Origin of the sequence: Bosea vaviloviae, assembly GCF_001741865.1 — a bacterium.
In the GTDB taxonomy this organism is placed as follows: Bacteria; Pseudomonadota; Alphaproteobacteria; order Rhizobiales; family Beijerinckiaceae; genus Allobosea; species Allobosea vaviloviae.
In genome coordinates, this window is the sequence record NZ_CP017147.1 from 1,253,001 (window position 1) to 1,267,802 (window position 14,802).

General features: G+C 64.8%; 17 protein-coding genes. 13 read left to right on the forward strand and 4 right to left on the reverse strand.

Features of this window, described 5'->3' with window-relative positions; translation table 11 throughout:
* Positions 1–7 precede the first annotated feature (7 nt).
* A complete protein-coding gene (locus tag BHK69_RS05925) occupies positions 8–775 on the reverse strand; it encodes an IclR family transcriptional regulator (protein WP_069689294.1) in 768 nt (255 codons plus the stop codon).
* Between the two features lie 82 nt (positions 776–857).
* Here BHK69_RS05925 and BHK69_RS05930 point away from each other — a divergent pair, with 82 nt between their 5' ends.
* The 7 genes from BHK69_RS05930 to BHK69_RS05960 all read left to right on the forward strand — a co-directional run bounded on the left by BHK69_RS05930 (position 858) and on the right by BHK69_RS05960 (position 7,102).
* On the forward strand, positions 858–1,715 hold the full coding sequence (locus tag BHK69_RS05930; protein ID WP_069689295.1) for a CoA transferase subunit A: 858 nt from the start codon (positions 858–860) through the stop codon (positions 1,713–1,715).
* Between the two features lie 6 nt (positions 1,716–1,721).
* A complete protein-coding gene (locus tag BHK69_RS05935) occupies positions 1,722–2,495 on the forward strand; it encodes a CoA-transferase subunit beta (RefSeq protein ID WP_069689296.1) in 774 nt (257 codons plus the stop codon).
* Entirely contained in the window at positions 2,492–3,202 is a 711-nt protein-coding gene (gene pcaH / locus BHK69_RS05940; protein ID WP_069689297.1) for a protocatechuate 3,4-dioxygenase subunit beta, read from the forward strand. The genes BHK69_RS05935 and pcaH overlap by 4 nt, the downstream gene beginning before the upstream one ends.
* A complete protein-coding gene (gene pcaG, locus BHK69_RS05945; RefSeq protein ID WP_069689298.1) occupies positions 3,192–3,797 on the forward strand; it encodes a protocatechuate 3,4-dioxygenase subunit alpha in 606 nt (201 codons plus the stop codon). Before pcaH ends, pcaG begins: the two co-directional genes overlap by 11 nt.
* A gap of 34 nt (positions 3,798–3,831) precedes the next feature.
* Entirely contained in the window at positions 3,832–4,740 is a 909-nt protein-coding gene (locus BHK69_RS05950; protein WP_069693414.1) for a ribokinase, read from the forward strand.
* Between the two features lie 218 nt (positions 4,741–4,958).
* Positions 4,959–5,501: a retropepsin-like aspartic protease family protein gene (locus BHK69_RS05955; protein WP_069689299.1), complete on the forward strand. Its 543-nt coding sequence runs from the start codon at positions 4,959–4,961 to the stop codon at positions 5,499–5,501.
* Positions 5,502–5,602: 101 nt separating this feature from the next.
* Positions 5,603–7,102, forward strand: coding sequence for a phosphomannomutase/phosphoglucomutase (locus tag BHK69_RS05960; RefSeq protein ID WP_069689300.1), 1,500 nt, complete (start codon positions 5,603–5,605; stop codon positions 7,100–7,102).
* A gap of 37 nt (positions 7,103–7,139) precedes the next feature.
* Here the strand turns inward: BHK69_RS05960 and BHK69_RS05965 are convergent, their stop codons facing one another.
* The 3 genes from BHK69_RS05965 to BHK69_RS05975 form a co-directional block, all read right to left on the reverse strand.
* A complete protein-coding gene (locus BHK69_RS05965) occupies positions 7,140–7,760 on the reverse strand; it encodes a TadE/TadG family type IV pilus assembly protein (protein ID WP_069689301.1) in 621 nt (206 codons plus the stop codon).
* A gap of 9 nt (positions 7,761–7,769) precedes the next feature.
* Complete coding sequence (locus tag BHK69_RS05970; RefSeq protein WP_158516165.1) at positions 7,770–8,348, reverse strand: TadE/TadG family type IV pilus assembly protein; 579 nt, start codon at positions 8,346–8,348, stop codon at positions 7,770–7,772.
* A 287-nt stretch (positions 8,349–8,635) separates the two neighbouring features.
* A complete protein-coding gene (locus tag BHK69_RS05975) occupies positions 8,636–9,139 on the reverse strand; it encodes a pilus assembly protein N-terminal domain-containing protein (RefSeq protein ID WP_083269151.1) in 504 nt (167 codons plus the stop codon).
* 413 nt (positions 9,140–9,552) lie between these two features.
* On the opposite strand from BHK69_RS05975, the gene BHK69_RS05980 reads away from it, so the two are divergent.
* The 6 genes from BHK69_RS05980 (at position 9,553) to BHK69_RS06005 (ending at position 14,764) form a co-directional block, all read left to right on the forward strand.
* Positions 9,553–9,726 carry a Flp family type IVb pilin gene (locus BHK69_RS05980; protein WP_069689303.1) on the forward strand — a complete coding sequence of 58 codons (174 nt, stop codon included), beginning with the start codon at positions 9,553–9,555 and terminating at the stop codon, positions 9,724–9,726.
* A gap of 150 nt (positions 9,727–9,876) precedes the next feature.
* Positions 9,877–10,389, forward strand: coding sequence for an A24 family peptidase (locus BHK69_RS05985; RefSeq protein WP_069689304.1), 513 nt, complete (start codon positions 9,877–9,879; stop codon positions 10,387–10,389).
* Between the two features lie 129 nt (positions 10,390–10,518).
* Positions 10,519–11,295, forward strand: a complete 777-nt coding sequence (gene cpaB / locus BHK69_RS05990) for a Flp pilus assembly protein CpaB (protein ID WP_069689305.1) — start codon at positions 10,519–10,521, stop codon at positions 11,293–11,295.
* Positions 11,292–12,722, forward strand: a complete 1,431-nt coding sequence (locus BHK69_RS05995) for a type II and III secretion system protein family protein (protein ID WP_069689306.1) — start codon at positions 11,292–11,294, stop codon at positions 12,720–12,722. The genes cpaB and BHK69_RS05995 overlap by 4 nt, the downstream gene beginning before the upstream one ends.
* 33 nt (positions 12,723–12,755) lie before the next feature.
* A complete protein-coding gene (locus BHK69_RS06000) occupies positions 12,756–13,499 on the forward strand; it encodes a CpaD family pilus assembly protein (protein WP_069689307.1) in 744 nt (247 codons plus the stop codon).
* Positions 13,499–14,764 (forward strand): CpaE/TadZ family protein, encoded by a 1,266-nt coding sequence (locus BHK69_RS06005; protein ID WP_069689308.1) that lies wholly within the window; start codon positions 13,499–13,501, stop codon positions 14,762–14,764. The genes BHK69_RS06000 and BHK69_RS06005 overlap by 1 nt, the downstream gene beginning before the upstream one ends.
* Positions 14,765–14,802 lie beyond the last annotated feature (38 nt).

Genomic DNA, 14,802 nt, shown 5'->3' on the forward strand with positions numbered 1-14,802 from the left:
TTTGGGTTCATTTGATCAACGGCTGCAGCATCGCCTGCATCGCGCGCATTTTCGGCAGGAAAGCCTCGGCCATCGCTTCGGCGGAGTTGCGCTGGGCCTGGCCCGACAGGTTGAAGGCCGCAACGACCTCGCCGCGCGCATTGACGAGCGGCACCGCCAGCGAGACCAGGCCGAGTTCGAGCTCCTGGTCGACGAGGCAATAGCCCTGCGCCTGCGCCCGCGCCAGGATCGGCATCAACTGCGCGATCTCGGTGACCGTGCGTGGCGTCAGCGCGTGCGGCTTGCCTGCGAGAATGCGCGCCTGCGCCTCCTCTGGCGGCAGGGCCGCCAGCAGCATGCGGCCCATCGAGGAGCAGAAGGCCGGCAACCGGCTGCCGACGGACAGGCCCACCGACATGATCCGCCTTTGTGCGGAGCGGGCGATGTAGACGATCTCATGCCCGTCGAGCAGCGATGCGGATGAGGATTCGTGGGTTTCCTCGGAGAGCCGCTCCAGGAACGGCTGAACCAGCTGCGGCAGCGCCGTCGAGGCGAGCCAGGCATAGCCGAGGCGCAGCACGCGCGGCGTCAATCGGAAGAACTTGCCGTCGAACTCCGCGTAACCGATCTTCGCCAGCGTCAGCAGGCAGCGCCGCGCGGCGGCGCGGGACAGGTCGGTCGCACGGGCGACATCGGCGATGGTGAGCTTGTCATGGATGGCGTCGAAACATTCGATCACCGCCAGCCCCTTTTCCAGGGCGGCCATATGGTCGCGGTCCGGTGCTGTACTCGCCATGCTTGACCGTCATTGTCGCGCACCGTAAAGTGCGATTATCAAAACGTTGTGCGATTAACGCACATAATGAGGAGATGTCAAGGTGGCTGAATTCGTCTCCCTTGCCCAAGGGGTCGAGGCGGTCCTGAGTGATGGCTGTTCCGTCGCGATGGAGGGTTTCACCCATCTGATCCCGCATGCCGCGGGCCATGAGGTGATCCGCCAGGCCCGCAAGCGCCTGACCTTGATCCGCATGACGCCGGACCTGGTCTATGATCAGATGATCGGCATGGGCTGCGCCGAGAAGCTCGTTTTCTCCTGGGGCGGCAATCCCGGCGTCGGCTCGCTGCATCGTTTCCGCGACGCGGTCGAGAATGGCTGGCCGCATAAGCTCGAGATCGAGGAGCACAGCCACGCGGCCATGGCCAACGCCTATGAGGCGGGCGCCGCGAACCTGCCCTTTGCGGTCTTCCGCGGCTACAAGGGCGTCGACCTGCCCAAGGTCAACCCGAAGATCAAATCCGTGACCTGCCCCTATACGGGGGAGGTGCTGGCGACGGTGCCGGCGATCCGCCCCGACGCCGCGATCATCCATGCGCTCAAGGCCGATCGCGAGGGCAATGTCCTGCTGGAGGGTATCGTCGGCGTGCAGAAGGAGGCGGTGTTGGCAGCAAAGCGCTCGCTCGTCACGGTCGAGGAGATCGTCGATGATTTCGGCCCGCGCAACGCCAATGCCGTGATCCTGCCGGCCTGGACGGTGACCGCGATCGCCCATGTTCCGGGCGGCGCCTATCCCTCCTACGCGCAGGGCTACTACAAGCGCGCCAATGATTTCTACATCGCCTGGGACAAGATCGCCCGCGAGCGTGAGACGTTTTTGGCCTGGATCAAGGCGAATGTGCTGGAGAAGGGGCCTGAGGCCTTCGCACAGCATGCCCGGCCGTCCCGGCAGGCAGCGTGAGGGATCATGATGACCGCGACCCCCACCGAGATGATGACGATCGCAGCCGCCCGGCTGCTGACGAATGAGGATGTCTGCTTCGTCGGCATCGGCGCGCCTTCGGCCGCCTGCAACCTTGCGCGTTTGACCCATGCGCCGAAAATCACGCTGATCTACGAATCCGGCACGCTTTCGACGCGGCCGACCGTGTTGCCGCTCTCGATCGGCGATGGCGAGCTCTGTGATACCGCGCTGACCACCGTCTCGGTGCCGGAGATGTTCCGCTACTGGCTGCAAGGCGGGCGCATCACCATCGGTTTCCTCGGCGGCGCGCAGATCGACCGTTTCGCCAATCTCAACACCACGGTCGTCGGTCCCTATGACGCACCGAAAGTGCGTCTGCCGGGCGGCGGCGGTGCGCCCGAGATCGCGATCCATTGCGGCCAGATCTTCATCACCATGGCGATGGGCTCGCGCGCTTTCGTCGAGACGCTGCCCTTCATCACCTCCTTCGGCCACGGCACGGGCAAGGGCGACCGCGCCAAGCTCGGCCTGAAGACGAGGGGGCCGACCAAGATCATCACCGATCTCTGCGTGATGGAGCCTGATCCCGAGACCTCGGAGCTGACCGTGGTCTCGCTGCATCCGGGCGTCACGCGCGAGCAGGTTCAGGCCGGCTGCGGCTGGCCCTTGCGCTTTGCGGCCGAGTTGGCGGAGACTCCCGCCGCCTCAGTGCAGGAACTGGCGGTGCTGCGCGATCTGCACATCCGCACCAAGCACGCTCACGGAGTGGCGGCATGAGCCTGATCTATCCGCGCGAGAGCCTGAAGGCGCACCCCCTCAACGCCTCGCCCGAGTACAAATCCACCTTGAAGCGCGCCCCGGCGCAGCCCCTGATCCTGCTGCCGCATGCGCTGTCGGAAACGACCGGGCCGGTCTTCGGTCATGTTGCGGTCACCGAGACCGACACCGACCTCACGCGCCAGCATGAGGGCGAGCCGTTGGGCGAGCGCATCATCGTGACCGGTCGCGTACTCGACGAGGACGGTCGGCCGGTGCCGCATACGCTGGTCGAGATCTGGCAGGCCAATGCGGCGGGGCGCTATGTCCATATCCGCGACCAGCATCCGGCCCCGCTCGACCCGAATTTCACCGGCGCGGGCCGGGCACTGACCGATGCGCAGGGGCGCTATCGCTTCGTCACGGTCAAGCCTGGGGCCTATCCCTGGCGCAACCATCACAATGCCTGGCGGCCGGCCCATATCCATTTCTCGCTGTTTGGGCCGAGCTTCCTCTCGCGCGTCATCACGCAGATGTATTTTCCGGGCGATCCGCTGTTCAAATACGATCCGATCTTCCAGTCGATCACCGACGAGAATGCGCGCAACCGGCTGGTCTCACGCTTCGACATCGAGACCACCGAGCCGGAATGGGCGCTTGCCTACCAGTTCGACATCGTCCTGCGCGGCCGCAATGCGACGCCGCTGGAAGAGCCCCATGAGCACTGAGACCAAGCCCACTGAGACCAAGCCCACTGGGACCAAGCCCGGTTTGACCCCATCGCAGACGATCGGCCCGTTCTTCGCCTATGCGCTGACGCCGCGCGCCTATGGCGGGTCGGAGCTCGCCACCGAACAGGTTGTGGCCGAGGGCGTGGCCGGCGAGCGTATCCGCATCGAAGGCACGGTCTTCGACGGCGATGGCGTGCCCGTGAGCGACGCCATGATCGAGACCTGGCAGGCCGATCCGCAGGGGCGCTTCCATGCCGCGGGCAATGTCGGCTTCACCGGCTTCGGCCGAGCCGAGACGAATGCGGAAGGCGGTTTCTTCTTCGAGACGGTCAAGCCGGGCGCATTGCCGGGAGCTGACGGGATACAGCAGGCCCCCCATCTCAGCGTCTCGGTCTTCGCACGTGGTGTTCTGCTCAGGCTCGCGACCCGGATCTACTTCTCTGACGAGCCGGGCAATGCCTTCGATCCGGTCCTGGCCCTGGTGCCGGCCGGGCGGCGCGATACGCTGATCGCCCAGCGCGGCGCGGATGGCGTCTTCCGCTTCGATATCCGCTTGCAAGGCGAGGGTGAGACGGTGTTCTTCGAGGCCTGAGGCCTTCGCTGTGAAGGCCGCCTCGGGACGCGTCATGATCGTCGTTTTCGGTTCCTTGAATGTCGACCTCGTCACGCCGGTCGAGCGCCTGCCCGGTGCCGGCGAAACCGTGATCGGCCCGGGCTATGCGCTCCATCCCGGTGGCAAAGGCGCCAATCAGGCGCTGGCCGCGTGCCGCGCCGGGGCCGAGGTCGCGCTTGTCGGCGCGGTCGGGCGCGATGGTTTCGCCGAGATCGCCTTGTCGCTGCTCGCGGCGGACGGGGTCGATCTTGCCAATGTCGCGCATGTCGATGCGCCAACGGGGGCGGCCTTCATCGCGGTCGATGCGGCCGGCTCCAACCAGATCGTCGTCGCGGCCGGCGCGAATGCATTCGCCCGCAGCGCCGCGCTGGACACCATGCCGCTGAGCGAGCGCGACGTGCTGCTGCTCCAGCGCGAAGTGCCGGAGGCGGAGTGCATCGCCGCTGCGCAGTCGATGAAGCGAGCCGGTGGGCGCGTCATCTTGAACCTCGCCCCGGCCGGTGCGCCCGCTGCGGCGCTGCTCGACTGTCTCGACGTCCTGATCGTTAACGAGCATGAGGCGTTGGTTCTGGCGCAGTCCCTGGGCTGGCCCGACGGGGCGCCCGAGGAGGTCGCTCGGCGCATCGACGCCGAGCGCGGGCTGGCCTGCGTCGTGACGCTCGGCGCGGCCGGCGTGGTCGGTTGGCAGGGCGGCGTCCGGCGCAGACTCGCGGCGCCGCAGGTCGACGTCGTCGATACCGTTGCTGCTGGCGACAGTTTCACGGGGGCCTTTGCCGCGGCGCTTGCCGCAGCCTGCGGCTTCTCGGGCGCGCTTCAGCGCGGTCTGGCCGCCGGATCGCTTGCCTGCACGGTGGCCGGTGCGCAGCCGAGCGTGCCGCGCCGGGAGGCGATCGAGGCTTTGGTCGGCCAGGCGTTTATTTGAGTTCCCAGGCGTTTCTTTGAGTTCCAAGGCGTTTCTTGGAGTTCCGCAGTATCCTTTGCTGCGCGTTGATGAGAGCTTCGGGAACCTTGCGTTAAGCCTGTTCTTTGCAAAGCCGGCATTGGCCTCGCAACGCTCACAATACGAGCTGCGCTTTTCATCTTTCCGCAGGGACTGCGCGACATTCTCGATACGCAGATTGGGAATGGGGTCAGACATCGATGGCGCAAAGGCCGATCATATGGGCTCTCGGCATCGCCGGGGCCGTGATCTACAGCGCGCTTTCCTATAGTGGGCGGCTTGCGGATATCACTGGCAGTGCCGCGCCTCCCGTCGCGATGGTTGCCACTGCCGGGAACCGGTCGACGATGGCGCCGAAGGCTGCCCCACAACGTCCGACCCTGACCGTCGCCGCAGATTATCGCGGCCATTATGTTGTTCATCCGATGATCGACAATTACCGCGTCAAGATGATGGTCGATACCGGCGCCAGCATGGTCGCGCTGACGGCGAGCGATGCCCGGGCGCTCGGCATCCAGCTCGGACCCAGCGACTACAAGATGATCTTCAACACCGCCAATGGCGTGGTCAAGGGCGCGCGCGTCAATCTGCGCGAGGTGCGGCTCGGCGACATCCTGGTGCGCAATGTCGAGGCGGCCGTGCTGCCGGACGGCGCGCTCTCGATGAGCCTGCTCGGGACGTCCTTTCTCGGCAAGCTGCAAGGCTATGAGGTTCAGACCGGGCGGATGGTCCTGCGCGGCTGACCGTATCCGGTCGAGCTTCATCAGGCTGAAGCGTTTCCCATCATCGGCGTCATCGGCTATGTGTGACGCCTCTGGCCCGCCTCTCCGTTCCGGATGCCCTGATGTTCCCCAAGCCGCTGCCTGAGCTCTTCCCGAACACCTTCGAATATGAAGCCCTGCCGCTGGTGAAGCCGACCGGCTTCCGCGAATATGACGCGCGCTGGTTCTTCGGACCCGAGCTCAACCTGATGGGCGTCCAGGCCGTCGGCATGGGACTGGGAACGCTGATCAAGCGCATGGGCGTGAAGCCGGAGATCGTCACCGGCCATGATTTCCGCAGCTATTCCTCATCGATCAAGATGGCGCTCGTCACCGGCCTGATGGCGGCGAGCTGCAAGGTCCACGATATCGGGCTCGCCATGTCGCCGATGGCCTATTTCGCCCAGTTCGCGCTCGATGTGCCTTGCGTCGCCATGGTCACCGCCTCGCATAACGACAATGGCTGGACCGGGGTGAAGATGGGCTGCGACCGCCCCGTCACCTTTGGTCCCGAGGAGATGGGTAGGCTCAAGCAGATCGTGCTCGCCGCCGATTTCGACCTGTCGGGCGGCGGCTCCTATCAGTTCGTGCCGGATTTTCCGGCGCTCTACATCAAGGACCTGACCAGCCGCCCGAAGATCACGCGCAAGCTCAAGGTCATCGCCGCCTGCGGCAACGGCACGGCCGGCGCCTTCGCCCCGCAGATCCTGGAGGCGCTCGGCTGCGAGGTCGTGCCGATGGATGTCGAGCCCGACCATTCCTTCCCGCGCTACAACCCCAACCCCGAAGACATGAAGATGCTGCATGCCATGGCCGATGCCGTGAGGCAGCATGGCGCCGATGTCGCACTCGGCTTCGACGGCGATGGCGACCGTTGCGGTGTCGTGGACAATCATGGCGAGGAGATCTTTGCCGACAAGATTGGCGTCATGCTGGCCCGCGATCTCGGCGCGCTCCATCCGGCTGCGCAGTTCGTCGTCGATGTGAAGTCGACCGGCCTGTTCAGCACTGATCCTGAATTGCAGCGGCTCGGCGTCAAGACCGACTACTGGAAGACCGGCCACTCCTACATCAAGCGCCGCGTGCGCGATCTGAACGCGCTCGCCGGCTTCGAGAAATCCGGACACTTCTTCTTCAATGCGCCTGTCGGGCGCGGCTATGACGACGGCGTCGTCACCGCCATTGCCGTCATCGACATGCTCGACCGCAATCCGGGCAAGTCGATGTCGCAGCTCTATGCCGCCGTGCCCAAGACCTGGGGCACGCCGACCATGGCGGCCAAATGCGCCGACGAGATCAAGTATCAGGTCGGCGAGCGCGTGGTGAAGCGCATCGAGGCCCTGCAGGCGCAAGGCGCGACCATCGCCGGCCAATCGATCCGCGACGTCATCACCGTGAACGGCATCCGCGTCGTCAATACGGACGGCACCTGGGGGCTGGTCCGGGCCTCGTCGAACAAGCCCGAGCTCGTCGTCGTCTGCGAGAGCCCGGTCTCCGAGGCGAGAATGCGCGAGATGTTTGCGGCAATCGATGCCCTGCTGCGCGAGAACCCCGAGGTCGGCGCCTACAACCAGAGCATCTGACGGGCGACGCAGACAAGCTGCGGGGCGGCGTTCCCCGTCAGTTGTAGAGCGGGCACATGGCAACGCTGGCCCGCTCGACCTGCTCTATGTTGCCGGTGCCGCCGGTCTTGCCGACGCGCGGGCGCATATAGATCGGGGTGTTGCCGATCACGATCGGCCCGGTCAAGAAATAGCCGACCGGCGGCGTGAAGCTATAGCTCGCCGTCGCCATGATCAGCGAGGTGCTGGCGATCTTGAGATTGTCCGGCAGGGCGACCGTGTCTCCGCGTTTCGGCACGGTCGTATTGCGCTGCGCGCTCCAGCAGACCTTGGCAACGCCGCTGCTGTCGATGACGACGCTGACGATGGCCATTTTCGGTGCCACGCTCGTGAACGGCGCCATGACGGTTTGCGCGGCATCGAAGATATTGCTCATCTCGGCGTCCGAGATCGACGTGCCCTGGGCGGTCAGATCGGCGAGAGCGCGGTTCAAATCCGTGACCTTGCGATCGATCATCACGCCCTGCGCGACTTCGACGATACCGAAATAGACCGTCAGCATGACAGGAAGAACGAAGGCGAACTCGATTGCGGCGACGCCGCGGCGGCTGCGGGCGAAACGCCGCGCCAGGCCGCGCAGGACGGCCTGGTTGCGGCGGAAGGATAGGGCACGCCACATGATCTGGCCTCAGGTCGAAGGAACGGCGAAGGGTTCGGCGCGGAAGGTGGCGGAGGCCACGATCGCAGTCTTACCCGCGCCGATATTGGCAAGCGCGGAACTCCATTGCGTGAAGATCAGCTTGTATTCGAGTACCGCCCGCACGACGACGATCTGCCCGGGCAGCGGCTGGGTGTAGCCGTAACCGGTCGTGTTCAAAGCACCGCCGCTCACGGGTTTGCTGGCGGCCGTGCCTGTGTTCGCGCTGGCGAAGGAGGCGTAGCTGCGGACGTCGATGGTCACCTTGGTGCAATCGATCAGGCCCGGCGCATTGGAGCAGATCGCGTTCTTGAAGGCTGTCGCATTGGCGCTGGCGGAGCCTTTGTAGAGTGTCTGCGACTGGCCGGTGAGCAGAGCGCGCGAGGCCTGGCTGACGCCCTCCTCGAGCGCCTGGCTGGTCCAGAACATCAGCGCGGTCTCGAAGATCGCTGCCAGCAGCATCAGGAAAGGCGTTGCGACCATGGCGAATTCGATGATCGTGGCGCCGTCCTGCGAGCGCCTGAAGCGCTGCAGCAGGCGGCGGATTCCGCGCGGTCGGCGCGTAGGCACGGCCGGTGTTTCGATCGGATGACCCGTCATAGCGTCATGCGTCCAGCTGGCGTGTCACGGGGAACTGCAGGGCAGGTGAGACCGAGACACATTCTCGACTTGTCATGCCGGCAGCCGTCGGGACGAGCCCGTCGATCTCGGCGAGCGCAGTCTTAGGCGAAAAGAATTTCGGATCCGTTATGGCCAGATGCAGGCCCTCGCCGGAGGCGTTAGCTTGCCGTTCACCTTGATGGCCGCTCGCTATGCTGCCGGAGCAGGTGAGGATTGGGTCGCCGCCCTATGTTTCGCTAGCGGTTCGTGCCGACCGCCAGGTTGTTGCGCGCGGTGGTTTGGCCGCCGACCTCGCCGAAATACTTCTGTGCGTCGCCGAGCTGAACGGACGGCTGGCATATCGGCGTGCAGGAATAGGATTCGCGCTCCAGGCCGCGCTGCACGGTCAGGATGGAGTCGGAAGCCGCGCTCACGCGCACGAGGGATTCTGCCAGCAGTGCGCCGCCGGCGTCGAGGGCGATCAGATTGGTGACGCCGAAGCTCTTGCCGGTAACGACCATCACGCCGTTCTTCTGCACCGAGACATCGGCGATGCCGGGATTGCCGACGATCACGGTCTGGGCCCTCTCCGGCAGCCGGACCACCTTCGCGTGATCGACCAGGACGTTCACGGTTTCGGGCGCGGCTGCCTGCGGCGCGGCGTTTACCACTTCGGCCTGTGTGGCGAACGCGATGAGCGCGGCCAGAATCCACGACAAGCGTGCCCGGCGACGTGGCGCTGACGGTTCGAGAGTGGACATGGCTGACGCCTCAAGGATTCCAACATCGGGAGCAAAGCGCAAATTGATGAATCAATCCCTAATGGACCTGTGCCGAAGGCTTAGATCGTTACCGGGAGCTGCTGCGATTGAGGGTTTTTCTCTCGAGAATTCAGTCGATCTGGCTTGAGGTGAAGCGACATGGGGGAAAGGGAGCTTGTTCGCGAATGCGTGAGAGTGGAAATAAAATCGAATACTAGGAGTTGTTGCAAATAAACGCTACATGATCTCATAAATTCAGCATTAACCATCGATTCGATGTCTCTCAAAACGAGCGAATTCTTCTTTCGGCTTAACTGATCGGCAAGGGGCGCGAGGTAGTGTCCATCTGTCGCTGACCGAAGCCGCTCAGAGCAACGGCAGCAGTCAAACCGTGGTGCAAAAGGAATTCCAACATGACCAATCTCTTCGCCCGCTTCGTCAAGGACGAGTCCGGTGCCACCGCAATCGAATACGGCCTGATCGCGGCCCTCGTCGCTGTCGCTGCCATCGTCGGAATGACGGCGGTGGGCACCAAGCTTCAGGCGCTCTTCCAGGGTATCCAGGCCAAGCTGGTCGCTCCGGTGTGATTGCACAGTGCGGCGTTTCGCGCCGCAATTTGGAACGCCCCGGCTTGTCCGGGGCGTTCTGCTTTGAAGCTATACTTTTGCGCACTTCGGTAAGGCTTTGATGAGAGAGCTGTGCGAAAGTTAGGAGTGTTGAGTTCCGGAGATTGTTCGATGTCGCTCTCGCTTGTCATCTTACTCGTTATTTTCCCGGCCATCATGGCGTTCGCAGCGTCCAGTGACCTGATCTCGATGACAATTTCCAACCGTCTCTGCCTGCTCCTGATCGTGGCGTTTGCGCTGTGTGCGCTGTTGCTCGGTCTCTCCTGGAGCCAGATCGGCTGGCACCTTGCGGCAGGCGGCCTCGTGCTGTCGGTTTGCTTCGGCATGTTCGCGGCCGGCTGGATCGGTGGCGGCGATGCCAAGTTTGCGGCAGCGGTCGCGCTCTGGTTCGGTTTCGGCCAATTGATGCCCTATTTGATGCTCGCGGGCATCGCGGGCGGTGTCCTGACGCTCGCCATCCTCAGCCTCCGTTCCGGGCCGCTGCCGGCCATGGTGGCTGGTTGGCCGTGGATGCGCCGGCTCCATGCCGCCAATGAAGGCGTGCCTTATGGTATCGCGCTTGCCTTCTCGGCGCTCTTCGTCCTCCCCGACACCGATCTCTGGCGTGCTGCCATCGGTGCTTGAGTGGCGTTCGCACCGTCATTCAGACGCCGTGTCCGGAAAAAAATACACGCTCGATTAACCATAAGTTGACGATTCCCATCGCACGATCCCCGCCGAAAGCCATCTCGGTTTGGCTGAGGGTCAGTCGCAATGAGTCCCGCCCGCATCATCATTCTCGTCGTGGCGCTGGTCGCCGGACTCGGCGCGGCCCTGCTCATGCAGCGCCCGGCGGATGTTCCTGCGCCGGTGGCTCAGATCCAGGCTGCACCGACCGTGCCAGTGCTCGTGGCCGCCGCTGATATCCCGATCGGCAATACGGTATCCGCCAATGACATGCGCTGGATCGACTGGCCGCTCGCGAGCGTGCCGGCTGGCGTGGTGCGCCAGGACGAGGCGCCGGAGGCCGAGAAGGAGCTGATCGGTCAGGTCGCTCGCTATGCGATGCTCGGCGCGGAGCCGATCCGGCGCGAGAAGCTGATCAAGACCGACGGCACCGGCTTCCTCTCGGCGGTGCTCCCGGCCGGCAAGCGCGCCATCGCGATCAGTACGGATAGCCGCGGCGCCAACACGGCAGGCGGCTTCATCCTGCCCAACGACCATGTCGACGTCATCCGCACCTCGCGCGAAGAAGGCACGGGCAGCCGCAGCGAAAGCTATTCCAGCGAGACGATCCTGCGCAATGTCCGCGTCCTGGCGATCGGCCAGAATGTCCAGGAGCGTAATGGCGAGAAGGTCGTCATCGGCGAGACGGCGACGCTGGAAGTCGATCCGGGCCAGGTCGAGACCGTCGCCCAGGCTCAAAAGACCGGTTCGCTCTCGCTCGCTCTCCGTAGCCTGAAAGATGTCGGCGAGGCTGCGCGGCCTGCCGAGGATGGCGCCATGACCCTCGTCCGCTACGGCGTCACCAGCAGAGGCGTGAAACCATGACCGTCGAACGCATTGTCATTTCGGCGGCGCTTGCGCTCCTCATGGCGGGGCCGGCCGGCGCCCAGTCGACAGGCCCCGCGCCGGTTTTGAATGTCGGGTCGAGCGACCACGCGATTGCGCGCAAGCTCGATCTGTCGATCGGGCGCTCCTTGGTCGTCGAGCTCCCCCGCGACGCCAAGGAAGTCTTCGTCGCCAATCCGAAGGTCGCCAACGCCGTCGTGCGCTCGGCGCGCAAGCTCTTCATCATTGGCATCGCCGACGGCTCGACCTCGATGTTCGTCATCGATGCCGAGGGCAGGCAGATCTCCGCCCTTGAAATCGAGGTCGGGCGCGACCTCAACGTGCTCCGCCAGACGCTGCGCAGCGCTCTTCCCAAAGCCCAGATCGATATCAAGCCCGCCGGCAACTCGATCCTGCTGGTCGGCAACGTCGCCAATGCCTCGGAGGCAACGCAAGCTGTCGATATCGCTACGGCTTTCGTCGGCACAACGGGTGGCTTCTTCTCCTCGTCCAAGGGCGCCGTCATCAACTCGCTGACGATCCGCGGCCGCGATCAGGTCATGGTCAAGGTCGTGGTTTCGGAAGTCTCGCGCAAGGCGATCAAGCAGCTCGGCATCAACTCGACCGGCGAATGGAAGCTCGGCAATTTCTCGATCACCCCGAGTCTCGACAATCCGCTGCCGCTGTCGCCGCAGGCGCTGTCGGCGACCGCTGTGACGGCCGGCATCGGAAATTCGACCAACTTCACCCTGCGTGCCTTGGAGCGCGCCGGTCTTTCGCGGGTTCTGGCGGAGCCCACGGTGACCGCGATCTCCGGCGAAAGCGCCAAGTTCACGGCTGGCGGCGAGGTACCGATCCCGAGCGGTTACACCTGCGACAGCGGCAGATGCACGCTCGGCATTGCTTACAAGCCGATCGGCGTCGCGCTCAACTTCACGCCGATCGTGCTGTCCGACAACAAGATCAGCATGCGCATCGCAACCGAAGTCACCGAGCTCGACTTCGAGAACCAGCTCCGCTTCAGCGGTCCCAATTCGGAGTCCGTCAACGCTCCCGCCTTCCGGGTCCGCAAGTCGGACACGACGGTCGAACTGCCATCGGGGGGCACCTTGGCGACCGCGGGCCTGATCCAGCGGGTGACGAAACAGTCGATCAACGGCTTTCCCGGGCTGATGAACATTCCGGTCATCGGCGCCATGTTCCGCTCGCGTGACTACCAGCGCGAGGAGACCGAACTGATGATCACGGCGACGCCCTATATCGCCAAGCCGATGGAGCCCAATCAGGTTCAGCGTCCCGATGACGGCTTCGTCGAGGCCCATGACGCGCAAGCGATCCTGCTGGGCCGCCTGAACAAGATTTACGGCACCAATAGCGGGCCATTGCCGCAAGCCTATAAGGGCCGCGTCGGCTTCATCGCCGACTGACGGCGTCGAGCGCGCGAGAGGAATGACGGGACCATGATGGTTCGATCACAGCATATCAGGCTTCGCCAGCTGCGCGGGCTCGCTGCCGTCCTGGCGGCGGGTCTCACGCTTGGCGCCTGCGCGAAGACCGCCGATGTCACGGGCTCGCTCGCACCGATCGACACGCGCGAGCGCCACCCGATCGTGCTGCGCGACGCTCCGCGGTCGCTCGACGTTTTCGTCGGACGAGCCGGGGGTGGGCTCGATGCCAGGCAGGCCGAGGATGTCGCCGACTTCGCCCGGGAGTATCGCCGCGCCGGTCGCGGTGGGCTCGTTGCCGAGGTTCCCACCGGCATGCGTCGCGAGATGGCGGCGCATGACACGCTCAACGCCATCCGCGCGACCCTGGCTCGCAGCGGCGTATCCGCTGCCGCACTCTCGGTCCGGACCTACCCGGTCAATGATCCGGGTCTCGCCTCGCCGATCCGCCTCACCTTCGCCTCTCTCCAGGCCGGCTTGCCGCATTCCTGCGGGCAATGGCCGGAGGATACGGGCATGTCCAGTTTCAAGACGAGTGCATCGAACGCGCCTTACTGGAATCTGGGCTGCGCCACCCAGGCGACGTTTGCCGCGCAAGTCGCCGATCCGATCGATCTCGTCCGCGCCCGCAGCGAGGGCCGCCCCGACATCGCCAAACGCATGGGTGCCATCACCAAGCTGCGTGAAGGCAAGGATCCCTCGACCGAATACCGGCAGCAGACGCCGCAGATCAATTCCACTGTCGGCGGAGGAACCTGATGGACAAGGATCAGGCCTCCGAGACGCAGGTCGAAGCCCCGAGCAACGAAATCATCATCGCCCCGCTTCCGCGCATCACCTTGCAGGCCTTCTGCGAGACGCCGGGTGTGGCTGCAACGATGCAGGCCGTCATCGCCGACCGGCGTATGGACAAGGCGCATGCGCGTATCCAGATGGGCGGTCCAGCGGCCGCCGTCGAGGCCTTTCGTTCGGCTCCGACCCCCAATGTCATCGTGGTCGAGACGGTGTCCGATCCCGCGACGCTGGTCCGCCATCTCGAGACATTGTCGGAAGCCTGCGATGCCGGCACCAAGGTCGTCGTCGTCGGGCATGTCAACGATGTTCAACTCTATCGTGACCTCATTCGGCGCGGCGTCAGCGAGTATCTGATCGCTCCGCTCGGCACGCTCGATATCCTGCGCACGCTGTCGGAGCTCTATGTCGCGCCCGGCGCCCGTAATCTCGGCCGCATCATTGCGGTGATGGGCGCCAAGGGCGGTGTCGGCGCCTCGACGGTGTCGCATAACGTCGCCTGGGCGATCGCCCGCAACCTCGACGCTTCGACTGTCATCGTCGATCTCGACATTGCCTTCGGCACGGCGGGCCTGGATTTCAACCAGGATCCGCCGCAGGGCGTTGCGGAAGCCGTCTTCGCGCCGGAACGTCTCGACGCCAATTTCCTCGACCGTCTGCTGTCGCGCTGTAGCGAGAACCTGGCCTTGCTCGCGGCGCCGGCCATGCTGGACCGCACCTGCGATCTCTCCGAGGATGCATTCGACCAGCTCTTCGATCTGCTGCGCGCCAGCGTGCCTTGCGTCGTCCTCGACGTTCCTCATGTCTGGAGCGCCTGGGTCAAGCGCGCCTTGATCAGTGCGGACGAGATCGTCATCGTGGCAGCGCCCGAGCTCGCCTCGCTGCGCAACGCCAAGAACCTGATCGATTTGATGCGCGCCGGCCGCGCCAATGATTCCGGCGCGAGGCTGGTGCTGAACCAGGTCGGCCTGCCCAAGCGGCCCGAGATCGATGCGTCCGAATTCGCCAAGGCGCTCAATGTCGAGGTGCTGAGTTCGATTCCCTTCGACGCGCAGCTTTTCGGCACCGCAGCCAATAATGGCCAGATGATCGCCGAGGTCCAGGCCGGCGGCAAGGTTAACGAAGCCTTCGTCCAGATAGCCAGCGCCCTGACAGGGCGCGGCGAGGCCAAGCGCGGCAAGCGCGGCCTGTTCGAGCCGCTGGTCGCCAAGCTGAAGCGCCGCAGGGCCTGACGATGATGTGCGCCACGGTCAGCGTCGGTACGGGCTGC